The following is a 24,736-nucleotide window of genomic DNA, read 5'->3' on the forward strand; positions in this document are numbered from 1 at the left end:
CATTATCAATGGAGAGATAAAATGAGGAGATAGCCTATGCTGCAAGACCGTATCACTACCTACCAGTCAAGATTAACCGAGAATGACTTTTTGATCTGGTCCTACATCACCACTCACAAAAAGCACTGCTTGGCAATGTCCATCAATGATTTAGCCAAGGAGTGCATCGTTTCTAGGACGACGATTATGCGCTTTTGTCAAAAAATCGGCTTTGATGGTTTTTCAGAATTCAAATACCATTTAAAGAACGAGGTACAACAAGAAAATGCCCTACTCTCTGAGATTGAAGGCGAAATTCTAGACAATCATATTCAAACGATTGAAAATTTAAAAAAGAAAGATTTTACAGCATTGTGCAAGATGATGGCTCATGCCAAACGAATCTTTGTCTATGGTTCAGGGGACATTCAAAACCTTGTTTCCAATTATATGAAACTCTTATTTTTGCCTAATGGACTACTTGTCTACGATTTTGGTGCGATCTCAGTCAATGAACAATTTTATCGCATCATCGAGCCAGATGATTTAGTGATTTTGATTACTTTAAATGGTGAGTCACCCACCGTTGTCAAACTAGCAAAGCAACTGAAACAGCGCAACATCCACACGATCGGGATTACGAAGCTGAGAAACTCAACGGTTTCTAAACTTTGTTCTGAAACGATTTTCTTTTTAAATCCAGAGATCCAGTCAACCGAAAATGCGATCGCTCCCTTTGAAACGACCGCCACACTTTTCTTTGTGATCGAGTACTTATTGTTAAAATATGATGCTTGGCAAAAACAAGCCGCAAGCGTCTCAGAGCCATAAAAGTTCTCCTGATTTTCCTTCATTCATTTAACTTACAGTATTTTGAAAGACGCTTGAATAAGCCATTTTCAGCCAATTTCTGCTAGGAAAAGCCGCCAATCTCTGGTAAGATAAATAAAAACGTAAAAGAGGACCAGTTATGGAATATTTAGCGATTTTACTTGTTTTCTTTCTATTGAATGTAGTAATACTTGTACTTGGATTGAAGAAGAAACGAATCATGCTGCTTTTTCTGTCACTCTCTGGTTTATTGTTGGTTTGCTTGATTGCCATTTCTTACGTTTTCTTCTATTCAAATACACTTTAAATCGTCAAAAACACGGGAAGCTGGCTACGAACCTACCGAAACAAACGAGACTGTTTTAGTCATTACACCCGATTTAGAAGCTATTGGACACACAATTTGCGTCCACCTTCAAACAAATCGCTGTTCTTTTGCTCTTTATCAAGTCTAGCGAAAGCAACATATGCACCTTTGATGTCGGTGATACCGTCCCCATCTTCGCACCAACCTTTGTGGATGCCCGTGCGTTCGCCGATCACTCTTCCAAGTCCGAGGTGGAACGATGTACCACTTATGTTTTTTTGCAAAGTAGATAGACAGTGGCTACAGGCGATCAACCAGTCGTATACGACAAGTTTGTTAAAATCACATAAAAAAAACAAAAAACCAGAACCTCCCAAAGGATCGTTCTGGTTTTTTTGCTGATTTGATTGTCCAGAGAAACGACCTAAATCGCTCAGATTCTAGCCAATTTTCAGGAAGAGTATATAGAAGGATTCTCCTAGACGATCAGTCATCGACACTGTTTTCTCAATTTAGTAATAAAGCTAAAAAGCGGATCCTACGCTTTTTTCGGTCCTTTCGTCACTTCCCAAACAGCTTCTGCTGCTAGTTTACCAGAAGTCAATGCCCAGGCATTATTGGCACCAGATGGAGAGTCTGATCCCATGACGCCTCCCACTACCTCACCTGCAGCATAGAGCCCTTTAATGGGCTGGTTTTGCTGATTCAAAACTTGTAACGAGCGATTGACCGCTAGTCCACCCAAAGTAGTCGCAAACCGAGGTTTTTGTTCGATAAGATAATAAGGTCCTACACCAATCGGTTCTTGCAAGTATTCAGTTGCACGGTGAAATTCTTCATCTCTACCTTGCGCTACCCAGTAGTTAAAATTATCCACTGTTTCGATCAATTGTTCTACAGGCATCTGCGCTTTGATGGCTAACTGTTCTAATGTGGCTGCTTTAAGGATGCGAGGCGTGGCCTTCCCCTCTTGAGCAATCCAACAAGCCAACTCTTCACTGGTGATTCCTCCTTCTGCTACGCCTTGGCTAAAATGCTCAAAGTGTTTGCCGTCTAGCAATAAATACAGCATTGGCGGGGTTTGTTTTAATAATGCTTCTAATACTTTCTTGTTACTAGCTCGTTCGTTGACTACCCGCTTTCCAAGTTGATTCACTAGAATACCATTTTCTTTCAGCACGATCAGATTGCCGCCAATCGTTGATTTCGCCACACCTTGAGAAATTTCCAATCCATTCGGATAGATTTTCCCTTGATCCATCGCTCGCGTTTGTGCTTTTAAAGCAGGGATCGTTGCCATCAAAAGACCATCGCCGGTGGCAGATTTTGGTCCATAATACAAAATTTGCTTGAATCTTTCCTTGAGTAAAGCGGCATTATTCCCATAGCCACCGGTTGTCACAATGACAGTTGAGGCGTAGATCATATACGTTTTCCCTGATTCTTCAAGGGCTTTGACGCCTATGACATTATTTTGATCATCTACTAATAGCTGTTGGGCTTTCGTTTGTAGTAAGACCTGAACCCCACTATTTTGTAATGTTTTACGGACGGTTTGGGCAAATCCAGCACCGCCCCCTTGATAGGCAAGTTCACGATTTTTTAGATATTCTGCTAAAACGTGCAGCCCTTGTTTTATATCGTACGCCACACCTAAGTACTCATGGACCCAATCTGTGGTTTCTCCTATATTCTCAGCGAAAAGGGTCAAAAGTTTTTGATCGTTCAGCCCATTTCCGTTTTCTAGAAAATCAGCCACCATGGCTGCCGGCGTATCATCTTTTACACCAGCTACTTGTTGTAGTTTCGAACCAGTTACGACTTGGTTTCCACCACTAATAGAGATCGCTCCGCCAACAAAACTCAATTTTTCCATTAAAATGACTTTTAATCCTAATTGATCCGCCCGCAGTGCAGCAGCAAGCCCAGCAGCTCCTGAACCAATGATCACTACATCAACTGATTCTTCAACCACCTCTTCTGACCAAGACACGACTGGCTTTGGCCGTGCTTTGAGGACTTCTACATCGGCGCCCGCAAGTTTTACCGCTTCTTCCACGCCTGCGATCACCCCTTGACTGGAAGCAGAAGCACCAGAAACAGCATCGACATTCAATGTCTGCCCTTCAATGATCTGTTCCGGGATTCGCGTAAAGACTAAATCAGACAAGCCTTCAGATTCATTGCCTTTATCAATGGTGATCTTTTCAATCTTCTCTTTTGAAAACGTCACTTGCATTTCGATTGGACTATTATGCCCTTGGGCTTGTACAAGATATGTCCCCGGTTGGTAAGCAACTTTCCGCTTTTGGAGTTCTTTCAAGCGTTCATGCTTTTGTTTCTCCTCTTCTGGATCAATGACCATTTCTTCCATAAACTGCCACAATTGTGTTGGGATTTTCAACTCACTTTGCGCATGACTAAGAGCAAAATGACGAACAACTTTCTTCTCGGCGATCATCTGAACCCAATTAGGTTCGACTAAAAACCCTTTCCCGATGGCGAGCAAATCGTAGCCAATTTCCAATGCTGCTTCTGCGTCTTCTCGTTGCAAGATAGAGCCCACTCCTACAATCGGAATAGTAGAAAGTTCAGGCGAACGCATTGTTAAAAACTTCACAATTAATGGTTCGCTGCTCTCGGTATCGATAATAGAGCTTCGTTGGTACGTTCCCATTGAAAAATGAAGGTACTCTGGCTTGCTTTTCGCTAGTTGATTCAACAAGTACATCGTTTCTTCAAAACAAATCCCAGGCTTTTCCATTTCTTCTGGCGAAAAACGATAGCCGATAATAAAGCCCTCAGCAGCTTCTTCTTGACGGACCCGCTGAACTTCTTCTAATACGGCTAGTGGAAAGTGCGCTCTTTTTTCCAGACTGCCTCCCCAATGGTCGTTTCTGAGATTTGAGTGGGGCGAGAAGAATTGTTGGATCAAAAAAGTATTCGCACCATGTATCTCTACACCATCGTAACCAGCTTTGATCGCACGCCTAGTCGCGTCTCCAAATCGTTGGATCATCGTTAGGATCTCATCATCACTCATTTCTTTCGGCACAGGTGCATTCGGTCGTAAAGCTGCGACGGGACTTGCGCAAATCGGGTGTGCTCCACCATTGTACTCAGGCCAAGCCATTCGTCCAGCATGATAAATTTGCAGGATCGCTTTCGATCCTTTTTCTTTGATGGCTTTTGCTAATCTAGTGAGCCCAGCAATTTTCTTGTCCGTATCTACCCCGAGTGCTCCCGGAAACCCACGCCCATGTTCTTCGATAAAACAGCTTTCTACGATCACTGCCGCAGCTCCACCGGCACGACAGCGATAGTATTCAATGATCTCTTCCGTTATCTCACCATCGTAAAAAGCAGATTGGGTCGTCATAGGTGCCATAACGAGTCGATTTTTAAGTTCAACGCCAGAAGATAGTTTGATCGGTTCAAATAATTTTTTTTTCATAAAAATCAATTCCTTTCAAATAGCTTGCTTCGTCAGACCGCATGTATTAAGGCATCACGAAATACACCCATCTTTTTCTAAATATTAGGAAAGGATGAGTGTACTTCTTATTCAATTGTTTTCTATTTCATTTCCCCGTTAGTTTTGATTTTCTGGACGAGAATTGATGGCATACTGTTTCCGTCCACCAGGTTTTGGTACTTGATCCCCCATCATTATTCCAAAACCACCTTCTACCCGAAGTTCATGACCATTCGTGTAATCAGAACGTTCGCTAGCTAGGTAAAGGACCGCATTGGCAATGTCTTGCACATCACCGATTCGTTTGTTGGCCGTCAAGCGTTTGCGCCCTTCTTCAACTTCTCGATCTGCATAGAAGCTTGCGGATAAAGGCGTCTTCACAAAACACGGCAAAACACAATTGCTGCGAATCCCATATTGTCCCCATTCTGCTGCCATTTGTTTCGACATCATGTTGACTCCTGCTTTGCTTGGGCTATATGCACCAGAATATGTTTCAGGGCTGATTGAAGCGATCGTTGATACATGAACCATCCGCCCAGATTTTTGTGCGATCATCACTCGTCCGATTCTTTGAGAAACCAAGAAGTAACCATTTAAGTTGACGTCGATCACTTGTTTCCATTCTTCAAATGGTAGATCCTCAAGCAATGAAAATTTCAAAATAGCAGCTGTGTTTACCAAAACATCAATGCGGCCAAAATCTTCTTTGACCTTTTCTGCCAATGCATCTACCTGCGCTTCGATCGTCGAATTGCAGACATAACTGTTTACTTTCACACCGAACTCATCCGCTAGTTTCACTGCGTAGTTGGCAAGGTTTTCCTCATGCAAATCAACTAATGCAAGTTGCGCGCCTTGCTCAGCAAAGTCCTGTGCGATTTTTTTCCCCATACCACCTAAAGCACCAGTAATAACTACGACCTCATTCTTAAGATTCAACCAAGATTGCTCCATTATTTGTCCCACCTCTAATATTGTTATATTCTTCACTAACAATATACCTTGATATTGATAGAGAAACTAATTCTTTTTTTCCATTGATCAATAGCTTCTGTGAATAGTTTGATTCTCTAAAGAGGCAGAGACGATTGCTTGTGCCAACACAGGATTTTTACAGTAAATCATGCAGCTTGCCAGCAGCATCGGCGAATTTTCAAGTTGATAAAATTCTTGTACAAAGGATGCAGCTGCAATCTCACTCAGCGAATAAAGACGTGCTTGTTTTTTCAAGAATCCAATATGATAGTGCAGTTGCTTTTTGACGGTCCACAGATTTTTGCGGTATTCGAGCACATGGAATATTTCATGCATCAATACCACTTCCATTAGTGTAGTCGTTGGCAGGAGTCGACTTAATTGTTGCGCTTCGATAAACTGCTGTGCTTGTGCCAAGAACGTGTGATCGATCATGATTTGATCGGATTTTCTATACAAAGCAAAGGTATAGCGCTCCTGCTGTGCTTGCGCTTCAGGCAGTTCGTTGATCTGTAATGAATCAATGATTTCTTGCAATTCTTGAGGATGCTCTCGATACCAGCAGGCTTCGTTCTTGCCTATGCTTTCGGCAGTTTCAATAAAGTACTCTACCTGTGCAGGGTCGATTTTGGCATAAAGTGGGTCTTGCTTTAGCAACTGCAAATGAGGATTGGTTGCTTGAGACCACAGTTGTAAAAACTGTCGACAAAATTCTGCTGTGCTCATGGAGTAAGATCCTCCCTTCCTACACTATTGCAATCGATTCGCCGCAATAATAATAATTTCCTCTGTACCAATCAACTGACTTAATTCAATATCGATCAACATCATCAATTGGGTATAATCTGTCGAACTAAAATCAAAGAGACGAGGACCAGCACAAATATAAAAATCTGGTCGGATCACTAGATCACTTTGGTAGTTCGCCATACTTTCCCAAAGACGCGCGATTTGTTCACTATAACTTTGGATCGTCGTTTTCACGACGGCTGCATGGTCTCTTTGCACGCGAATAAACCCTCGATGATCAATGACACAAACACGATCGCCTTTTTTTGTCGCTGCGCCATAGACATAAAAATGTTCACTTGCAGCACAAGAAACCACGTTTTCTCTAGCAACTTGCAGCTCAGTAACAGCAATCTCTTGCGCTTCTTCACGAGTGATTTGATTCTGACGCTCAGCAGCCTGAGCAGCTGTGGCACCGGAAGCTCGCGCAGTGATTTTTTGCGTCTGAGGATCGATCTCAATATGGACTTCAATACTATCGGGTGTTGCCCCACTCTCGATCGCTAAAGTAGCGGCTTCTTGTTTGATTGCTGCAATATCGGCTTTTGTTGGATTGGGAACGATTCGTTCCACCACATCTTGAACCACCGATAATGCCACCCCAATTGATGAAATCACTTCGGCGTTTTCAGGTATTTTATAATTTAATGACAATTGTTTCGCCGCATGTTTGATCAGAGAAGAAACACCACCTCCAACTCCTACTAAGGTCATTTGATTTGGTTCTAATTGATACTTGCGGGCAAATGAGTGAATCACCGGTGCTATTTTTTGAACTGCTTGATCCAAAATTTGTTGTGCAACATCCTCCACTGTCGTTTCTAAGTATTCCGCTAAAGGTTGCATAGCTTTTCTGGCTGAATGGGCATTGCCATAAGAAAAATCGTCCTTTGTCACATACCCTAAGACATTCGCAGCGCATGAATTCGTGATCGTGATTCGTTTTCCGTTAGCGAGCTTGATTGCAACATAATCCGCTGGGTCACCTGCTTTGGGCGCATAAAGCTCCAGTTCTGGCGCAATAATCTCTTCTTCTGGCAGATACGTGCTATATTCTAAACCAGCGATATGAGCACTTCTTGGTCCGACGTCTACCACGCCTTTTTTGTTCACTCGAACCATACTGCCGCCAGCCACACCTAAGACGCGAACATCTAATGAATTGACATACGTCTTATGTCCTGCAATCTCTGAGTAATCAATGACTGGCCGACCATTTTTGATCACGCCAAGATTTGTGGAAGTCCCCCCCACTTCAAAATAGATTCCATTTGATGTTCGCAGATACATCAATGCCCCCATCACACTAGCTGCTGGTCCAGAAAGCATGGTCAGTACCGGACGTTTTTTCATTTCAACGATGTCCATCAATCCGCCATCGCCACGCATGATCATCAGTGGTACATCCACACCTGCTTGGCGAACACTATTTTCTGTTGAATTTGCCGTTTCCAGCATCGTTGGCAAGATCGATGCATTGATTGCAGCAGTACGGGTTCTACGGGATAACCCATATAGTTTGGTCATTTCCGACGCCAAGGTCACTTCGATACCCTTTTGTTTCGCCACTTCAGCGATTCTTTCTTCTGTTTTTAAATCATCTACACCAAAAGCTGCTGAAGTCACAATGACTTGCGCCTGTGCTTGTTGCAGTTCTGCTAACGCCGTTTCGATCGTTGCCTTTGAAAGCTCTTTTTGAGGAATAAACCGCGCCACGACTTCAATACTTCTTCCCGTACCTAAATCAATATCTTTTAATGCCGTTTGCCACTTTGCTAGCCATCCTTCGACGCCGCCTTTCGCCGTACTGATAATACCGACCTTTGCTACATCACCTTCTAAGAGTGCATTGGTGGCTTGAGTAGTACTATGAGCGACAAAGACTACTTCCTCAGGCTGGATCTGATTTTCGGCTAAACACTTGATAAATGAGGCAACCACGCCTTCTGCCACCCCTTGTTCACTTTTGTGGGTCGTTTTTACAGATGATTTTCCAATCACCTCTTGGGTATCATTGTTGATTGCGACAGCTTTCGTATGGGTCCCGCCTACATCGATGCCAATTCGGACACTTCTTCTCATTTTCTTCACCTACTTTTTTAAATCGGGCTATATAACAGAAACGTCGCAACCTCAAGAATAAGCGAAATAACGATTCCTGGTAAAAAAGCGACTTTCATATAGTCTCTCGTGTTGATATTATTGAAGCCTAATCCCCAAGCATTCCAAGAAATGGTCAAATCAAAATGTCCCATGCCGATCATGTTGGAAATGAATAACGGATACAAAAAAGTCACTGGATAATTGGTTTGATTGCTGATCACTGCCAGCAATGCTGCGCCACAACCAATCAAAGAAAGGGGTCCGCGAAACCAAGTCAAGGGAGCTAAAAAACCAAAAAGCAGACAAAGCGCTAAGGGATGCGTCGGAATGATTCCTCCTAGCAATGATTCAAAATACGGTGCTGCAAACGTAGCAGCTGCATTGAACATTGCAAGAGTCATCCAAAAGGCAACTAAGGTCGCAGTATCTTTGACCCCATCTGCAAAAATACGGGTCAAAATCTGAGAATCTTTTCTGAACCCATCCTTTAAAACACCACAAATCCACAAGGCATAAAGACTCGCACCAATAAAACAAAAAATCACTGGAAATTGAAAGATGATGACTCCTACGACCGGTATAAAAGGGGTAAGTAACGCCAAACTAGGCACGTCATGGACTTTAGGTTCTTCTCCAACCGCCCAAGCATAGGTCAAACTTTCTACTCTCAAATACCCAATAGCAAAAATCGAAGAAACCAGAATCATCACAAAGAAAGCCAATAATCCAAACGAAAAATAATCATTATAGGTGTAATCAACCCCACCATTCACATTGCCAAAAAAGGCTTGATACTGTGTGAAATTGATTGGATTTAAGAAAACACCTGCTGCAACGGAAGCCGAAAAACTAAAGAATGCCACGACTTTAGGAATACCAATCGAAAATAAAATCGGCAATACGATCACGGCGATCGCGATGACAGATCCGGCACCTGACATGGATGAAAAGATAAAGCCGGTAATCAAATTGACAATTACTAGAATAATCGCTGGACTATCCCCGCCAAGTTCCACACTCTTGCGAATGATGGTTGTCGCAATTCCAGTTTCCAACAAGATCCGACCAAAGAAGGCTCCTACAAAAATATTCATTTGTGAAGCTCCCCAACGTTCTGGCGCCTGTTGATAAACCTGTGCCAGCATCTCGGTAAATGGTAGGTTTTCAAAAGCCGGATTGGGTGAAATAACATTCCCTATAAGTGGCAACAACACCCATAACGTTGCCATAACAATAAAACCAATCATCAGGTTATACCCTTTGATACAATAAAAAACCATGCCACCAAATGACACTACTAGTAATAAGCCAATCAAGCTATCCATACTTCTTCTCCTCCATACAATTTACGCCGTTTAAACCTGCAACCAGATACGCTAAGTCACCTGTTTAACAAAAGCGAAAAAGGAGGAAGTGGTTGGCCACTATCCTCCAGGACGTTTAGTCCTTTAACTTATCAAATGCGCTATAGCCAAAAACTCTTTTGTGTTGCAGTAACAAATAAACCATCATGATGATCGCTAATACAGCAGCTGCAAGTAATAAGCCCATCATCAGAAAAATCGCTTGCGTTTCTCCTACAGACCGAGTCATGGAAGCAACGATGTAAGGCAAAAAGGTACTTGCTAAGCCCATCCAAGTATAGTAGATCCCGGTATTTCGACCTTTTGGTCCAGGGCAAAACATTTGTCGTACCCCTAGCCCAGTTTGCAACGCCCCTCCGGCAGCAAAGAAGCCCAGGAATGCGATACTGATATAAATCACTACCACGTGTTGGATCACTAGGACCATCCCCAATGCAAGAGCGATAAACACCGTATCAATAAACAAGACTTTCAGTGGATTCCAACGCAATTTCCCCATCATCACTGCCCAAAACAAAACTGCCACCATTGAGCCAAAAGTATAGATCGATGTTAGCCCTGCTGACTGCATCTCAGTCAAACCAGCATTCGTTAACCCAAACGCTTTGGTATACTGTTGGGCACCGTACATAATAAACATACAGATAAAACCAAAGAACATTGTGAAGAAATTAACGATAACATTCGGCTTAACAAGCATCTTGGCTTTCATTGCCGCGATTTCTTCTTGAACTGCATTTGTTTCTTTTCCATCGACGGTAGCAGTCTTTTCTTTCATCATGTCATCATAAGCGAAGGGCGCGATTGCTGCTAAAATCGTGCAGACGATCGATAGGACTAACGGAATGATGATCCCCATTGATTGATTTCCAGAACCAATGAAATTCACCACAAGTAATGGATAAATGACTCCTGACAGAGAAACAAAAAACTTGATCCCAATCATCGCTGAGGCCGCATATTTCGGTGCAGCTTCTTGAGAAGCAGGATATAACGCAGCGTCCCAAAATCCAGAAGTCGCCACCCCTGCGATAAAGGCACAGACAGACGCAATCACCATGTTCGTCGTCAGTAATAACCCTAAAAAGCATAGCGTATACAAAATAGCACCCATGACCGCCATTTTTTTGCGTCCCACTTTATCCGAAATTTCTCCACCGATCCAGACGGTCAAAAATTTTCCTAATCCGGTCGCAGTGATTGCCAACGATACTGCCGCTGCTCCAGCAGAAGCATCGGTATAGCCCCATTTATCCGAAAAATAAGTCGCATTTTGGCTTAAAATAATGGCTTGAATTCCATGAGTGAAATAACACATATAGACAGTTGCCAGTGACAAAATATACTTTTTTGCTCTCATTTGTACGCTCCTTATAAAAGAACATCCAGCTTTCCTACGAAAGTTCCCCTCAAGGTATTTCGTAGGAAACGGATACTCGGTCCCTAGTTAGTTTGCTTTGATAGGCAATTCTTTTCCAGTAAATAGTTTAAAGGCGGCTTTTCCTTGTCCGATAAGCATGCCTTTTCCACCTACAGTCTTACATCCCTTCGCGCTAGCATCTTTCAATAACTGGGTCATTGGTGGGTTATAGATCGCATCAGCCACCGTCAAATCTGCATGCAGTAAATCGGTGTCTGCAATCGGTGTCGCTGTATTTCCTTCACCCATTCCAACAGTCGTTGCATTCACCAGACAATCGGCTTCGTTGATTTTTTCAGCTAATAACGCTTGGTCCGCCAAATCATAGATGTCAATTGCTAGGTCAGGGTAATACTCTTTGATGCGAGCAACGGTCTCTTTGCCTTTCTCATAAAAAGCATCTTTGATGTTAAAAATCGCAATAGAGGCTGCGCCTTCGATCGCCAACTGGACTTGAATCGCCGTGGCAGCTCCTCCAGCTCCAATTACAACAAATTTTTGATCCTTCATTTTTACATCGTGGGCTTGCAGATTATCAACAAAGCCGACACCATCGGTAATGTGACCGACGAGCTTACCTTCATCATTGACGATGGTATTGATCGCACCCACCATTTTTGCAGCAGGTGTTAATTCATCCATATATTCTGCGGCTGCCGTTTTGCATGGCATCGTGACATTCCCACTCATTTTGAAGGTTCGGAACGCCTCGATCGCTTGGGCAACTTGGTCTTCTTTGATGTCAAAAGCTAAATAAACTGCATCGATATCAAGCTGGTCAAAGCCATAATTATACATGGCTGGCGAACCAGAATGCCCAACAGGTGTACCGATCAATCCTAAGAGCTTCGTTTTTCCCGAAATTTTTTCGCTCATCGTATTTCCTCTTTTCTATTTGATTTTTTTACGCAAGCAATTCTGGCCATGCGTTTTGGATCACTTTAATACTCGTTTTGTAATTTTGCTCTGCTGCTTTTTGATAGCCTTGACTTAAAATCGGATCAGAAATCACTTCCGTGCCTACAACACGAGGCTTGATGCCGTGTGCTTTTAGTGCCCGTAAGAAGCCTTCGGTATCACCCCATCCTGTTCCTGGACATAAGCGATCGTGCATCGACTCATCGCGTAAGATCGTATCAGGATATCGTCTTTCTAAAACATCACAAATTTGGATCGAAACAACTTTCTCCGCTGGGATCCCTTCCAAGTCAGCTGCTGTCATGTTGGCTCTCGCCCAGTGCCATGTATCTAGGATCAGCATCCCATTTTCACAATCTGCCTCTTTGACAATATTCCATGCACTAGCTAGATCAGGAACACCGCTATAAGGCATGAATTCTAACCCAATGACTAATTCTTTTGCTCGTGTACATAGTTCTTTAAAGGCTTGGATATGAACCTCTGCTGGGTATTTTTCCATTAAGCCACAATTGATGTGCCCAACACCAAACAAACGTGCCATATGATAGATCGTTTGCTCTTTAAATTGTTGCAGCAGTGTTTCCGGTGTTTCCATCGTTTTATTTGGATCAGCCCACAAGGTGATATATTCGACCTCGGTTACTTTCATGTCATGTTCTGCAAGAATTTCAAGCATCCGCTCATCAGAATAGCCTTGCTTCACAGCAAGCATATAGGTCTCCGCACGTAAACCGATCCCATCATATCCTGCTTCTTTCGCAATCTTCACTCTGTCTTCAAAATTGATCTCTGTTCCTAATGTGTATGAACTGATTGTCAATGGAACGTTTCTCATGTTATTTCCCCCTTTAAAAGTCTGTAAACAACTACTACTTGGTTTACAGCTGGAAATAAAAACACGAACTAAAAAGCGGTCGCAGTAATTGTGTTTTTATTCACAATGTTTGTTACCGTTATTATAGCTTTTCCGTTTCAGCACTTCTAATTGTTTTTTCTTTATGAATCTATAGATAAAAGATATAAGTCTTATGATATACTGATAAAAAAAGAAGGGTTTTAGAGGAGGTTTCTATGAATCTTCAGCATTTGAAGTATTTTGATGTCCTTGCTAGAGAAGAACATTATACTCGTTCGAGCAAATTGCTCAACATTACACAGCCAAGCCTCAGTAATGCAATTTCCCTCTTGGAAGATGAGTTAGGTGTCCAACTCTTTGAAAAAAACGGACGAAACGTCGCCCTAACCAAACCAGGAAAAATTTTTCATGAGCATGTTATACGAACATTAGAAAATTTAGATTCCGGCATTGATACAGTAACAAAAATCAGTAAAGGCTTTGGGCATATCAGCTTTGCTTTTTTACAAGTCCTTGGTACCTCTTACGTACCAAAAGTCACTAAACAGTTCCTTGAAGCAAATCCTGAAAAAAAGATTCAATTCGAATTTCATTCAGATAGCGTCAGTACCGAAACAGTTCAAGGATTGAAAACCTTGCGTTATGATCTCGGTATTTGTTCTTACATCATCAATGAACCAACCATTGAATTCGTCCCGATTGCGAGTCAAGAGCTTGTCGTAATCACGGCGTTGAACCATCCTCTGGCACAATTTGATGAAGTCTCTTTGGAAGACTTAGCAGAATATCCTCAGATTATTTTCAGCAAAAAAAGTGCCTTACGTGAAATCATCGATGACCTTTATCAACGCAACAACGTCAGCTATCAAGTTGCTTATGAGGTCAAGATCGATCAAGTGATCGCTGGACTAGTCAGTCAAGGATTGGGGATTGCGATCATTCCCAATATGACGATGCTCGACTCTTTGCCCCTCAAACGTATCAAACTCAAAGACATCAGTTGGGAACGATACTTTTATTTAGCCTATAACAAAGAAACCTACCTGCCGCCTGTTGTCAGTAATTTCAAAGACTTTATTTTGGCCCATGCAGATCCTAAACAGATCGTTTATTGAGTGGCTGGGTGAAAAACAAAGCTTTAGAAATATGAATAAAACTACGTTCCCACCTTCTTTTGGCGTTTTCACTTATTAAAAAACAGACATTCATTAATGGAATGTCTGTTTTTTATTGCTTATTCTATTATCCCTTTTTCTCATGATGAATAATTAAACGAGCTATACTCTCCACATGTTTCACAGATATAGTAATAGTTGCGTTTCTTCTTATTGTAAAGTTTCAACTTCTTCCCATTTTTACAACTCTTGCAATCTTCTAATTCAGTCAAGGTTTTATAATAAAATAACTCACTGATCATTTCTGGATAAAAATGCGCAAGCAGCTCAATCAGCTTTTTCCTGTCAACCAACAGTAAATTCTCACCGGATATTTCTAAAGCTTGATCTGTAAAAAAATGTGTTGTGATGAAAAGCCCATTGGGAAACCCTTTGTCTGGAAAAATCCCTTTAAATGCGGCAACGAGTGGCTTACTGATCCGCTCCGTTGTCTTTTGCGGATTCCAAGCTTTACATTGGACCGCAATTGCCTTTTTATTATTAGAAAAAGCATACACATCAATACCACCATCTTTGTAACCATCGATGTTTTGGACGGTATATCCCATCTTTTGTAAAATACATTCAGCAATATAATTCAAATCCTCAGATTTACAGGTTTCTAATTGAGCCACAATCTTTTTCAATTTTTTCGGGTATGTACGTTCATTATGGTTGCTTAGTTCTGGGAAATTAATGACTTCCTTCTTTTTCTTAAATGAAAACATGTCTCTTCCTTTCTTGATTGTTTTGGATGTGATTAGTTAAAGCATAGCTAGTGAGTGGTTTTTAATTATGTAGAATAGAAACTGGTTCTTAAGAGAGGAAAAATCTACTTTTCTCAAAAAATCGTTTGAATTCGGCGAAATAAGTCAAAATAAGAAACTTATAAACGGATATTATTAATTTAATGATAATTTTATTTAAGTTAAAAGTCAATTGAAGCTTGAATATTCAATAACAATCGAAGGTTAAATCAAATCACTCTTGATCACTGCTTCATTTTAAAAAATTTCTAGATAGGATTCGTTATAGTGCTAATTTCCACATTCTTGTCTTACTGATCTATTGAGTCCTCTTACTTTACTTGTAACAGATTCTGAATGGTTTCTTTCGCTTTAGCAGTTGCGTGTCTATTACCTATAAAAACAAAAAAAGGTTTCCCATGTAAAAGGGAAACCTCTGAAATGTTGTCGAAACAACATTTGCAGTTATTTGTCTTATTCTGCAGCGTTTGTGTCTTTGAGACCGTATTTTTTGTTGAAACGGTCCACACGTCCGTCTGCTTGTGTGAATTTTTGACGTCCAGTGTAGAATGGATGTGAATCAGAAGTTACTTCGACACGGATCAATGGATACGTGTTGCCGTCTTCCCACTCAACAGTTTCTTGAGAATTCTTTGTAGAACCTGATAAGAATTTGAAACCAGTAGTTGAGTCCATGAATACAACTGGATGATAATCTGGATGGATATCTTGTTTCATTTCTTCTTCTCTCCTTTGCCCTGGCTCATTTGCTTCACCAGAGTTGATTTGTCGATTTTACAACATGACTATCTTACCATGTTTGGTTTTTAGATGCAATTATCTTTTTATATTTCTTTTTTGCCGTTTGTCTCCGAAATGGACATCATGAAAAGCCGCTAAAAACTCTTCATTGTTCTTTGTTTTACGCAAGAATTGAATGAATTGTTCTGTGAACTCCAAGGAATCCCCCAACATGTTGTTGCGTAAGCGCCAGGTTTCTTCCAATTGCTCGCTGCTCATCAGCAATTCCTCTTTACGGGTACCAGATTTCTTGATGTCGATCGCTGGGAAGATCCGACGTTCTGCTAAGCTGCGAGAAAGCTGCAGCTCCATATTGCCGGTTCCTTTAAACTCTTCATAGATGACATCATCCATGCGGCTGCCGGTATCCACCAGTGCGGTGGCAAGAATCGTCAAGCTGCCGCCTTCTTCAATATTACGGGCAGCACCAAAAAATTTCTTTGGTTTGTACAAAGCAGCTGGATCGATCCCGCCGCTTAGTGTACGTCCGCTTGGAGGTACCACTAAGTTGTAGGCTCTTGCCAAACGAGTGATACTATCCATCAGAATCACGACATCACGCTTGTCTTCTACCAAACGCATCGCCCGTTCTAGTACCAATTCAGAAACACGGGTATGGTTGCTAGGCTGCAGGTCAAAGGTTGAAGAAACAACATCGCCTTTGACACTGCGTTCCAGATCAGTCACTTCTTCTGGGCGCTCGTCGATCAAAAGAACGATCAATTCCACCTCAGGATAGTTGTCAGTGATCCCATTGGCAATTTCTTTCAAGATACTGGTTTTCCCAGCTTTAGGCGGAGCAACGATCAGTCCCCGTTGTCCAAACCCCACTGGCGACAGCATGTCGATCATCCGCGTAGAAAGGCGTCCTGACGTTGTTTCTAATTTTAAATGACGATTCGGATAAAGCGGCGTCAGCGCTGGAAAATGCGGACGCTCTTTGGCATCTTCTGGATCTTTGCCATTAACAGACTCAACGTGCATCAATCCATAATAGCGCTCAGATTCCTTGGGCGGGCGCGCCTTACCGGCGACTTTATCACCATTACGCAAACTAAACCGACGAATCTGAGAAGAAGAAATATAGATATCTTCTGCACTCGGTCCGTAGTTGATTGGGCGTAAAAAACCGTAGCCTTCTTGGCCTACGATATCCAAGATTCCTTCCATATAAAAGAAGCCTTGTTTTTCCGCCTGCGCCCGTATCACAGCCAATGACAATTCTTTTTTATTCATCTGGCTGTAATAAGGAATTCGAAACTCTTTGGCAAAGGTGTAGATCTCTTTTAAGGTTTTGTTTTCCAACTCTGCCATCGTAAGATAATCGCTCATAATTACTCCTCTATCATTTGAATATCAGCTCCAAGAGCCGTTAGTTTTTCGATGATATGATCATAGCCGCGCAAAATATACTCGACATTAAAGACGCTGGTCGTGCCAGTCGCCATCAATCCGGCAATGACAAGGCAAGCTCCTGCTCGCAAATCAGAAGCGACAACTTCTGCTCCGTGCAATTGACTCGGTCCGCTAACAAAAATCATGTTGCCTTCTGTCGTTGCTTGTGCGCCCATCCGTGCTAATTCAGGAATATGGTTGACCCGTTTGGCGTAAATCGTGTCCATGATCTCCGATGTTCCGTTTGCTTTTAGCAATAATGGTGTGATCGGCTGTTGCAGGTCTGTGGCAAATCCTGGATAAGGATAAGTTTTCACAGTCGCTGGTTTCAAGTCTTTTGAGGGATGCACATAGATTTCATCTTCGCTGATATCCATTCGTACGCCAATTTCTTCCAATTTCGCAATGTAGCTTTCTAAATGCTCATAAATCACATTTTTGACAGTAATGCCTTCCCCCGCTGCTGCGGCTAAAGAAAGGTAGGTTCCTGCTTCGATCCGGTCTGGAATGATGGAATGACGACAACCGTGCAATTCTTCCACGCCTTCGATACGAATTTCATTGGTACCTGCACCTCTGATTTTCGCTCCCATATTATTTAAAAGGGTCGCAACATCAATGATCTCAGGTTCTCGTGCGGCATTTTCAATGATCGTTTTGCCTTTCGCTTTTACTGCTGCCAGCATCACATTGATGGTTGCTCCGATGGAGACCATATCTAGGAAGATTCGTTCGCCAGCCAAGCCTTCTTCTTCGGTACGCAAATACATAGCACCATGTTCATTGGTGACTTTTGCGCCAAGTGCTTCGAAGCCTTTGATATGCAAATCGATTGGTCGCGGGCCTAAGAAGCAGCCGCCAGGCAATCCAACGACGCCTTCACCAAACTTCGCCAACAATGCCCCCATGAAATAGTAAGAAGCTCGTAAACTGTTGATTTTTCCGTTAGGCATCGGGATCGAAACGATGTTTGTCGGATCGATCTCTAGCGTATTGTTTTCAAAATGGGTCTTCACACCCATGATTTCGATAATCTCAATTAATGAGTGCACATCTTGGATGTCAGGCACTCCTTCTAAAATGACCGGTGAATCAGCTAAGATCGCTGCCGGGATCAATGCGACTGCACTGTTTTTTGCGCCGCTAATGGTGACTTCACCTTTTAAGGGACGATTGCCGTTGATGACAATTTTTTTCATGGAATTCCACCTATACTCTTTTTTAATTTATGTGTATCATTCCAATTTTAGCACAGATCACTCAAAGAAAAAAGATGCAGGATATTTTTGATCCCCGCATCAAGAATATTTTCTTGGAAAACAAAAAAACTCTTAGAATCAGTGATTCTAAGAGTTTTGATCTTTGATTAAGATTAAGCTTTACCAGCTGAACCGAACCAGTCGATGTGTTCTTCTGCATCTTTAACGATTGCAGCAACACCTGGTGCTAATAATTTACGAGGGTCGAATCCTTTACCTTCTTTATCTTTGCCAGCTTCGATGTATTCACGAGTTGCTTTAGCAAATGATAATTGGAATTCAGTATTTACGTTTACTTTAGAAACACCCATTGAGATTGCTTTTTCGATTTGGTCTTGAGGAATACCAGAACCACCGTGTAATACTAATGGTACATCAGAACCTACTGCATCAGCGATTGCTTGTAAGTGATCAAAAGCAAGGCCTTTCCAGTTTTCAGGGTATTGACCGTGAATGTTACCAATTCCGCAAGCTAGGTAATCAATACCAGTTGCAACCATTTGTTTACATTCTTCGATGTCAGCTAATTCGCCAGAACCGATGATTCCATCTTCTTCTCCGCCGATTGAACCAACTTCACACTCAACAGAAACGCCTTTTGCGTGTGCTTTTTCGACAACTTCTTTAGCCAATTTCAAGTTTTCTTCAAATGGTAAGTGAGAGCCATCAAACATAACAGAAGTGTAACCAACTTCGATACATTCCATTGCTGCATCATAATCACCGTGGTCTAAGTGGATTGCAACTGGAACAGTGATGTTCATTGAATCAACCAAGTTTGTAACGATGTCTTTAGCAACTTTGTATCCGCCCATATATTTGGCAGCACCCATTGAAGTTTGGATTAGAACTGGCGCTTTTTTCGCTTCAGCAGCTTTTAAAATCGCTTGTGTCCATTCTAAGTTGTTTGTGTTGAATCCGCCGACTGCATATCCGCCTTGACGAGCAGCTTTTAAGAATTCAGCTCCTGATACTACTGGCATAAAAAATTCCTCCTAAGTTTTGAAAAACTTTATTTGTTAAGCAATGCTTAACCGACAATGCTATTTTAGCAAAGATTTGCGGTATTTGCTACTAAAAAGAGGAATTTCTCTTTTCAAAAAAAGATTGCACAAATATAAAAATCCAGCATTTTCATCATCTTTTCTGAAAGTCTACGATTCTGTAAGGTTTTGCTCTTCTGTCTGCGGTCGTTAGATAACAAATCGGCATGTGAAAATTCGAGAAAAATTTCACATATTTTTTCGTTATTTTATCATAATCTTCCAGCAAATCCTTTCTTCTTCTCTTTTGAGCATAAGAATAGCCTTGTGAAAGCGGCTATATTATTATGTAAAAAAGGAGGGATAAAATGAAAAAAGCACTTATTGGATTTTTGGCAGTCATCGGAGTTCTTTTCTTGGCAAGCTGTAGCTCGGGGGCCAAGGAAGAAACCAAAACATTCACAATGGATCAAAATGGGGTTTCGATGGAACTGGTCTTCACTTATGAAGGCGATAAAGTAAAAACTCAGACTGCGAACAATGTCATGCCTTATTCAGCGATCGGGGTAACGACTAAAGAAGAAGCACAGACGGTACTTGATCCGATCGCAGAACAGTATCAGCAAGTCAAAGGGTTGGACTATTCCCTCGACTATACAGATAGTGAAGCGACTGAATCCTTGACCATCAATTATGATGAGTTGGATTATGATTCAGCGAAACAATTGCCTGGGGTTAGTTTCGAAGGAAACACTGAAAATGGGATCAGCATGGAACGTACAGAGGAAATGCTCTTAGACCAAGGGTATAAGCTAAAAGAATAATCCTCTCTAGGCACCAGCAAATCAACATGGGTTTCCCGCTGGCGGATTTCATTCAAACTGTTAGCGAAAAAAATAATGCATCAGCCAGAAACTTCCGGTCGTTTTGACGGAAGTTTTTTGTGTGCAGAAACAGATACCTTCTACCAACGCTCTCGCAAGTTTCAACCTTTTACGGATTATTGGGATGGCGCAACTCAAAAAAACTCCCCATCTTGAGATGAGGAGTTTCGCACATTCATTCCTTGGTTTGCCGCTAGCGATTATTATGCTTGGCGGTTGTCTAATGAAGCTCCAACAAAGGCTTTGATCAAGCGTTGTGGGCGAGTTGGACGAGAAATCAATTCTGGGTGGAATTGGCAACCCACGAAGAATTTGTTTTCTGGGATCTCAACGATCTCAACCAAACGATTGTCTGGTGACACACCTGAGAAGACCATCCCGTTTGCTTCAAAGATTTCACGGTATTTGTTGTTGAATTCATAACGATGACGGTGACGTTCTTGAACAACTTCTTCTCCGTCATAAGCTGCAGCTGTTTTGGTGCCTTTCTTCACTTTACATGGGTACAAGCCTAAGCGCAATGTCCCACCTAAGTTTTCGATGTTTTCTTGGTCAGCCATCAAATCAATGATGTTGTTGGCTGTTTCAGGATCTGTTTCTGCGGAATTGGCATTTTCCAAGCCAACGACATTGCGGGCATATTCCACACAAGCCATTTGCATCCCTAGACAAATCCCTAAGAATGGTACATCGTTTTCCCGAGCATATCGGATCGCTTCGATTTTTCCTTCAATCCCGCGATCACCGAATCCACCAGGAACAAGAATACCGTCTACTTCACCTAAGTAAGAATCCACGTTTTCTCGTGTGATTTCTTGGGCTTTGATCCAATCGATCTCGATGTCTGCATCAAAGGCAAAACCAGAATGTTTCAAGGCTTCGACAACTGATAGATAAGCATCTGGCAATTCCACGTATTTTCCGACTAATGCGATGCGTACTTTTTTCTTCAAATTCAGTACCTTTTCTTCCAATGCTTGCCATTCAGTCATGTCAGCAGCTGGTGCAGTCAGTTTCAAATGATCACACACGATTTGATCCATGCCTTGTGCTTGCAGTGCCAATGGGATCGAATAAAGGGTCTCAACGTCACGAGATTCGATCACGGCTTCTGGTGCCACGTCACAGAATTGGGCCAATTTGTTTTTCGTTGATTGTCCTACGGGTTGTTCTGTACGAACGACCAAGATATTTGGTTGAATCCCCAAGCCGCGCAGTTCCTTCACACTGTGTTGGGTCGGTTTGGTTTTCATTTCGCCCGCTGCTTTCAAATAAGGAATCAGCGTGGTGTGGATGTACATCACATTGTCTGAACCTACGTCTGCTTTCATTTGACGCAAAGCTTCTAGAAATGGCAATGATTCAATATCCCCTACTGTACCGCCGACTTCTGTAATGATCACATCTGAATCAGTCATTTTGGCTGCCCGCATGATTTTTTCTTTGATCTCGTTGGTGATATGCGGGATCACTTGAACAGTCGCGCCTAAGTATTCTCCTTTACGCTCTTTCCGCAAAACTTCTGAATAGATTTTTCCAGTTGTTACATTTGAGTATTTGTTCAAATTGATATCGATAAAGCGTTCATAGTGACCTAAGTCTAAGTCGGTCTCTGCTCCATCATCGGTTACGAATACTTCACCATGTTGGTATGGGCTCATCGTTCCTGGATCGACGTTGATGTACGGATCGAATTTTTGAATCGTTACTTTCAAGCCGCGATTTTTCAACAGACGTCCTAATGATGCTGCTACGATCCCTTTACCAATAGAAGAAACCACACCGCCGGTTACAAAAATATATTTTGTCATAAACTGAAAAACTCCTTTAATCTATTTTACAGGAAAAGCATTTAGAAAATAATAAAAGCTCCCTATCCATAAATGAATAGGGAGCGAAAATTCTAAATCACTTTCTGACTCTTGTAAAGAGTGCCCAAACAGAATGATACATTCTCACCTAGCAAATGTCAAGAAAACTTTATCTGATTTTTTCAGAAAGAAAACGAGGTTTCCAGACAAAGCGCTTTACTTATCGATACAGCTGGTTCCTTCTTTTTCTCGACTAAATTCTATGGTTATTCTTTCTTAAACAACCTTCATGTTTTCTGCACAACTTTTTGCAAATTTTTCATTGCTTCTTACGAAATCGTTGAACTCTCTTTGGCATAATACAAAGTGTAGATGAAGTCTGGCGCTTTACTCGTTTTGGTAAAAATGATCGGAACGTATTTCTGGTTATTTTTGGCAAAGACGAGGTGCAGGTTCGATTCCTGCCTTCTACGCTAAGATAATTTTTCTTTTGCAGGATAGAGGCAGCTATCCTGCTATTTTTTTGTTATAAATCGTCACTGTCTTCTGAAAAGCATGTAATTCCCTTCAAAAGCTGATTGTTTTTTTCCGATTCCTTTGAGAAAATAAGCACAACTCAATCGATTAATTTAACGTTTTCTCGATTTTTTTCGATTTTTTTAGTTGAAAGATGTTCACTTTTTTTACTTTCAGTTGTTGTATTGTTAAGGAGGGGGAAAAATGCGTTTGGATGCTTACGAACATTATTTACTGCAGTTAACGAATGACTTGGTTCATTACCTGCAGTCCCTCGGCGCTTCACAACAGGATGCCGAAGATATTGCTCAAGAAGCAGTTGTTAAAATCCTTGAAATCGATTCGGTCTTATCCGCAGAAGCGATTCGTCCGTGGCTGTTTCGTGTGGGGATCAATGGTTACTTTACGTTGTATAAACAAACAAAGCGACGGCGAGAAATCGTCAGGCAGTATTTGCCAGTGACTGCTTCTAGTATCAACTGGCAAGAAACTGATGATGATCTTTATGAGGCACTTCAAGAATTACCCGTTTCTACCTCCACCCTTTTGATCATGAAGTATGCAGAAAATTTGAGCTTAAAAGAAATAAGCTTCTTACTGAATCGCTCGGAAGATAGTATCAAAACAGCATTATATCGAGGAAGAAAACAACTGAAAAAACGAATGGAGGAAAAGAAACATGGCTATTAAAGAGCAAGATTTTAAAAAAATCGTGAAAAAAGCTCGGCTAAAAAACACACGTAGGACAATTGTTATTGCTGTACTGTCTTTGTTCGTATTGATTGGTCTACCAGGGGGGCTTTATTTAAACTATTACAATTATGGTCCTTTTCGAGGAGAAAAAATAGCGGGTGTTCCAGATAATCATCTAGTTCAAGTCGAAAATCAAATGGATCTTTCCAGACTGTTATTTGATTTTGGTTCGCAGCTAAAATTTAATACCCAAGCTCAAGCGATGACGGTTTACTTTGATCACTATCACAAAGGTGAGAAAACAACCCACAAGTTGATTGCTTCCTTAATGACAGATACCAAAAGCAATTATAACGGTTATTTAACGATTGGCATTTCTAAAGGGGAAAAAAAGCTGCTCGTAAACTTATCTTCCAATGGCGGAGCATCAGAAACAACGACAGATCTTACGGAATATCAGTATATTTCTCTTGGAGAAGACAAAGATCTTCCCGGGGGAGCAATCTACCACATTGAAGAAGATCCCCTAGAAATCAAAAAAAATGTTGAGATTCCTTTGATTTATATTGCACAAGGTGGCGACCTAAAATTATATGATATGATGGAAAATAACTTGTCCGAAGAAAATTTAAAAAGCGTTGAAAACGTCTATTACATTTACTTAATAGTAGAATAACGAAAAAAGACCAGTTCAAAATGCCTGAGCTGGTCTTTAGTCTATCACACTGTCGATTAATTCCGACGGTTGTTATTACCAAATAAAATAATCAAACGTAAGAGCTGCAATAAGGTTGCTACGGCAGCTGCGACATACGTCAACGCTGCGGCGAAGAGCACTCTTCTTGCTTGTGGTACTTCATCTTCTGTTAACAAGCCACCATCTGCCAAAATACGGATCGCCCGTTTTGAGGCATCGAACTCGACTGGCAAGGTCACTAATTGGAAAATAAACGCCAATGAGAAAGCCAACAAGCCTAAGTTGATCAGAAACGATCCTCGTAATAGGACCCCAATCAAAATCAATGGGATCGAGATGCTGGTTCCGATATTAGCGATCGGTACGATCGCATGACGCAAACGCAAAGGAAAATAACCTTTGGCATCTTGGACTGCGTGTCCACACTCATGAGCCGCAACACCGATTGCTGCTACCGAAGTTGATTGTGCAGTAGATTGCGATAAACTCAGCATTTTGTTGCCAGAATTGTAATTATCCGTCAAATCACCAGCGATCGCTTGCACACCCACATTATTGATTCCTTGGCTTTGCAAGATGTACTGCGCCGCTTTTGTGCCGGTAATATTATTTTTACTTCTGACTTTGTCATATTTGTTAAAGGTACTTTTGACGTACGCTGACGCTGCTAGTGAAATCACCATACCGATAATTACAAGAATGAAAGTCGGGTCATAAAAAAAGCCGAACCCGTATCCGCCCATACCATACACGATAAAATTCCCCCTTTTAATC

Annotated in this window: 21 protein-coding genes; 5 read left to right on the forward strand and 16 right to left on the reverse strand. The window is 41.6% G+C overall.

Annotation, left to right across the window (positions count from 1 at the left end):
* Window positions 1-36: 36 nt before the first annotated feature.
* Entirely contained in the window at window positions 37-810 is a 774-nt protein-coding gene (locus IGJ44_RS13630) for a MurR/RpiR family transcriptional regulator (protein WP_167826900.1), read from the forward strand.
* Window positions 811-837: 27 nt separating this feature from the next.
* Here the strand turns inward: IGJ44_RS13630 and IGJ44_RS13635 are convergent, their stop codons facing one another.
* The 9 genes from IGJ44_RS13635 to IGJ44_RS13675 form a co-directional block, all read right to left on the reverse strand.
* On the reverse strand, window positions 838-1,083 hold the full coding sequence (locus tag IGJ44_RS13635; RefSeq protein WP_016608418.1) for a hypothetical protein: 246 nt from the start codon (window positions 1,081-1,083) through the stop codon (window positions 838-840).
* Window positions 1,084-1,655: 572 nt separating this feature from the next.
* Complete coding sequence (locus tag IGJ44_RS13640; protein WP_167826899.1) at window positions 1,656-4,571, reverse strand: NADH-dependent flavin oxidoreductase; 2,916 nt, start codon at window positions 4,569-4,571, stop codon at window positions 1,656-1,658.
* 138 nt (window positions 4,572-4,709) lie between these two features.
* A complete protein-coding gene (locus IGJ44_RS13645; protein ID WP_074535410.1) occupies window positions 4,710-5,549 on the reverse strand; it encodes an SDR family NAD(P)-dependent oxidoreductase in 840 nt (279 codons plus the stop codon).
* Between the two features lie 87 nt (window positions 5,550-5,636).
* Window positions 5,637-6,296 (reverse strand): hypothetical protein, encoded by a 660-nt coding sequence (locus tag IGJ44_RS13650; protein WP_074535409.1) that lies wholly within the window; start codon window positions 6,294-6,296, stop codon window positions 5,637-5,639.
* Between the two features lie 24 nt (window positions 6,297-6,320).
* Complete coding sequence (locus tag IGJ44_RS13655; protein WP_430605809.1) at window positions 6,321-8,441, reverse strand: hydantoinase/oxoprolinase family protein; 2,121 nt, start codon at window positions 8,439-8,441, stop codon at window positions 6,321-6,323.
* 17 nt (window positions 8,442-8,458) lie between these two features.
* Complete coding sequence (locus IGJ44_RS13660) at window positions 8,459-9,787, reverse strand: citrate transporter (protein WP_074535407.1); 1,329 nt, start codon at window positions 9,785-9,787, stop codon at window positions 8,459-8,461.
* Window positions 9,788-9,902: 115 nt separating this feature from the next.
* Complete coding sequence (locus IGJ44_RS13665; protein WP_015510311.1) at window positions 9,903-11,186, reverse strand: MFS transporter; 1,284 nt, start codon at window positions 11,184-11,186, stop codon at window positions 9,903-9,905.
* Between the two features lie 87 nt (window positions 11,187-11,273).
* A complete protein-coding gene (gene aroE / locus IGJ44_RS13670) occupies window positions 11,274-12,122 on the reverse strand; it encodes a shikimate dehydrogenase (protein ID WP_074535406.1) in 849 nt (282 codons plus the stop codon).
* Between the two features lie 28 nt (window positions 12,123-12,150).
* Window positions 12,151-13,002, reverse strand: a complete 852-nt coding sequence (locus tag IGJ44_RS13675; protein WP_074535405.1) for a sugar phosphate isomerase/epimerase family protein — start codon at window positions 13,000-13,002, stop codon at window positions 12,151-12,153.
* Window positions 13,003-13,238: 236 nt separating this feature from the next.
* Here IGJ44_RS13675 and IGJ44_RS13680 point away from each other — a divergent pair, with 236 nt between their 5' ends.
* On the forward strand, window positions 13,239-14,138 hold the full coding sequence (locus IGJ44_RS13680) for a LysR family transcriptional regulator (protein ID WP_074535404.1): 900 nt from the start codon (window positions 13,239-13,241) through the stop codon (window positions 14,136-14,138).
* A gap of 140 nt (window positions 14,139-14,278) precedes the next feature.
* On the opposite strand, the gene IGJ44_RS13685 is transcribed toward IGJ44_RS13680, so the two are convergent.
* The 5 genes from IGJ44_RS13685 to IGJ44_RS13705 form a co-directional block, all read right to left on the reverse strand.
* Window positions 14,279-14,905 (reverse strand): restriction endonuclease, encoded by a 627-nt coding sequence (locus IGJ44_RS13685; protein ID WP_074535403.1) that lies wholly within the window; start codon window positions 14,903-14,905, stop codon window positions 14,279-14,281.
* Window positions 14,906-15,397: 492 nt separating this feature from the next.
* Entirely contained in the window at window positions 15,398-15,661 is a 264-nt protein-coding gene (locus IGJ44_RS13690) for a type B 50S ribosomal protein L31 (protein WP_005233979.1), read from the reverse strand.
* Window positions 15,662-15,760: 99 nt separating this feature from the next.
* Window positions 15,761-17,056 carry a transcription termination factor Rho gene (rho, locus tag IGJ44_RS13695; protein ID WP_005228301.1) on the reverse strand — a complete coding sequence of 432 codons (1,296 nt, stop codon included), beginning with the start codon at window positions 17,054-17,056 and terminating at the stop codon, window positions 15,761-15,763.
* Window positions 17,057-17,058: 2 nt separating this feature from the next.
* On the reverse strand, window positions 17,059-18,318 hold the full coding sequence (locus IGJ44_RS13700; RefSeq protein ID WP_074536819.1) for a UDP-N-acetylglucosamine 1-carboxyvinyltransferase: 1,260 nt from the start codon (window positions 18,316-18,318) through the stop codon (window positions 17,059-17,061).
* A 173-nt stretch (window positions 18,319-18,491) separates the two neighbouring features.
* Window positions 18,492-19,361, reverse strand: a complete 870-nt coding sequence (locus IGJ44_RS13705) for a class II fructose-bisphosphate aldolase (protein ID WP_005228297.1) — start codon at window positions 19,359-19,361, stop codon at window positions 18,492-18,494.
* 368 nt (window positions 19,362-19,729) lie between these two features.
* On the opposite strand from IGJ44_RS13705, the gene IGJ44_RS13710 reads away from it, so the two are divergent.
* On the forward strand, window positions 19,730-20,185 hold the full coding sequence (locus IGJ44_RS13710) for a YehR family lipoprotein (RefSeq protein WP_005233973.1): 456 nt from the start codon (window positions 19,730-19,732) through the stop codon (window positions 20,183-20,185).
* A gap of 263 nt (window positions 20,186-20,448) precedes the next feature.
* Here IGJ44_RS13710 and IGJ44_RS13715 read toward each other — a convergent pair whose 3' ends face one another.
* A complete protein-coding gene (locus IGJ44_RS13715; protein ID WP_005228290.1) occupies window positions 20,449-22,056 on the reverse strand; it encodes a CTP synthase in 1,608 nt (535 codons plus the stop codon).
* A gap of 720 nt (window positions 22,057-22,776) precedes the next feature.
* Between IGJ44_RS13715 and IGJ44_RS13720 the strand changes: the two genes are divergently transcribed.
* Together IGJ44_RS13720 and IGJ44_RS13725 are read left to right on the forward strand one after the other, a co-directional pair.
* Window positions 22,777-23,262, forward strand: a complete 486-nt coding sequence (locus IGJ44_RS13720) for an RNA polymerase sigma factor (protein ID WP_074536817.1) — start codon at window positions 22,777-22,779, stop codon at window positions 23,260-23,262.
* Window positions 23,252-23,941, forward strand: a complete 690-nt coding sequence (locus tag IGJ44_RS13725; protein WP_074536816.1) for a hypothetical protein — start codon at window positions 23,252-23,254, stop codon at window positions 23,939-23,941. Before IGJ44_RS13720 ends, IGJ44_RS13725 begins: the two co-directional genes overlap by 11 nt.
* 56 nt (window positions 23,942-23,997) lie before the next feature.
* On the opposite strand, the gene IGJ44_RS13730 is transcribed toward IGJ44_RS13725, so the two are convergent.
* Window positions 23,998-24,705: a zinc metallopeptidase gene (locus tag IGJ44_RS13730; RefSeq protein WP_005228270.1), complete on the reverse strand. Its 708-nt coding sequence runs from the start codon at window positions 24,703-24,705 to the stop codon at window positions 23,998-24,000.
* Window positions 24,706-24,736 lie beyond the last annotated feature (31 nt).

The sequence above is a fragment of the Enterococcus sp. DIV1368d genome (assembly GCF_050542975.1).
Taxonomy (GTDB): domain Bacteria; phylum Bacillota; class Bacilli; order Lactobacillales; family Enterococcaceae; genus Enterococcus_D; species Enterococcus_D casseliflavus.

Excerpts from the sequence above, each read along its gene's own strand:
- IGJ44_RS13680 (WP_074535404.1), top strand. The coding sequence starts at position 13,239 with ATGAATCTTCAGCATTTGAAGTATTTTGATGTCCTTGCTAGAGAAGAA.
- IGJ44_RS13645 (WP_074535410.1), bottom strand. The coding sequence starts at position 5,549 with ATGGAGCAATCTTGGTTGAATCTTAAGAATGAGGTCGTAGTTATTACT.
- IGJ44_RS13705 (WP_005228297.1), bottom strand. The coding sequence starts at position 19,361 with ATGCCAGTAGTATCAGGAGCTGAATTCTTAAAAGCTGCTCGTCAAGGC.
- IGJ44_RS13720 (WP_074536817.1), top strand. The coding sequence starts at position 22,777 with ATGCGTTTGGATGCTTACGAACATTATTTACTGCAGTTAACGAATGAC.
- IGJ44_RS13685 (WP_074535403.1), bottom strand. The coding sequence starts at position 14,905 with ATGTTTTCATTTAAGAAAAAGAAGGAAGTCATTAATTTCCCAGAACTA.
- IGJ44_RS13710 (WP_005233973.1), top strand. The coding sequence starts at position 19,730 with ATGAAAAAAGCACTTATTGGATTTTTGGCAGTCATCGGAGTTCTTTTC.
- IGJ44_RS13715 (WP_005228290.1), bottom strand. The coding sequence starts at position 22,056 with ATGACAAAATATATTTTTGTAACCGGCGGTGTGGTTTCTTCTATTGGT.
- IGJ44_RS13640 (WP_167826899.1), bottom strand. The coding sequence starts at position 4,571 with ATGAAAAAAAAATTATTTGAACCGATCAAACTATCTTCTGGCGTTGAA.
- IGJ44_RS13655 (WP_430605809.1), bottom strand. The coding sequence starts at position 8,441 with ATGAGAAGAAGTGTCCGAATTGGCATCGATGTAGGCGGGACCCATACG.
- IGJ44_RS13650 (WP_074535409.1), bottom strand. The coding sequence starts at position 6,296 with ATGAGCACAGCAGAATTTTGTCGACAGTTTTTACAACTGTGGTCTCAA.
- IGJ44_RS13675 (WP_074535405.1), bottom strand. The coding sequence starts at position 13,002 with ATGAGAAACGTTCCATTGACAATCAGTTCATACACATTAGGAACAGAG.
- IGJ44_RS13635 (WP_016608418.1), bottom strand. The coding sequence starts at position 1,083 with ATGGCAATCAAGCAAACCAACAATAAACCAGAGAGTGACAGAAAAAGC.
- IGJ44_RS13630 (WP_167826900.1), top strand. The coding sequence starts at position 37 with ATGCTGCAAGACCGTATCACTACCTACCAGTCAAGATTAACCGAGAAT.
- IGJ44_RS13730 (WP_005228270.1), bottom strand. The coding sequence starts at position 24,705 with ATGGGCGGATACGGGTTCGGCTTTTTTTATGACCCGACTTTCATTCTT.
- IGJ44_RS13700 (WP_074536819.1), bottom strand. The coding sequence starts at position 18,318 with ATGAAAAAAATTGTCATCAACGGCAATCGTCCCTTAAAAGGTGAAGTC.
- IGJ44_RS13690 (WP_005233979.1), bottom strand. The coding sequence starts at position 15,661 with ATGAAACAAGATATCCATCCAGATTATCATCCAGTTGTATTCATGGAC.
- IGJ44_RS13660 (WP_074535407.1), bottom strand. The coding sequence starts at position 9,787 with ATGGATAGCTTGATTGGCTTATTACTAGTAGTGTCATTTGGTGGCATG.
- IGJ44_RS13665 (WP_015510311.1), bottom strand. The coding sequence starts at position 11,186 with ATGAGAGCAAAAAAGTATATTTTGTCACTGGCAACTGTCTATATGTGT.
- rho (WP_005228301.1), bottom strand. The coding sequence starts at position 17,056 with ATGAGCGATTATCTTACGATGGCAGAGTTGGAAAACAAAACCTTAAAA.
- aroE (WP_074535406.1), bottom strand. The coding sequence starts at position 12,122 with ATGAGCGAAAAAATTTCGGGAAAAACGAAGCTCTTAGGATTGATCGGT.
- IGJ44_RS13725 (WP_074536816.1), top strand. The coding sequence starts at position 23,252 with ATGGCTATTAAAGAGCAAGATTTTAAAAAAATCGTGAAAAAAGCTCGG.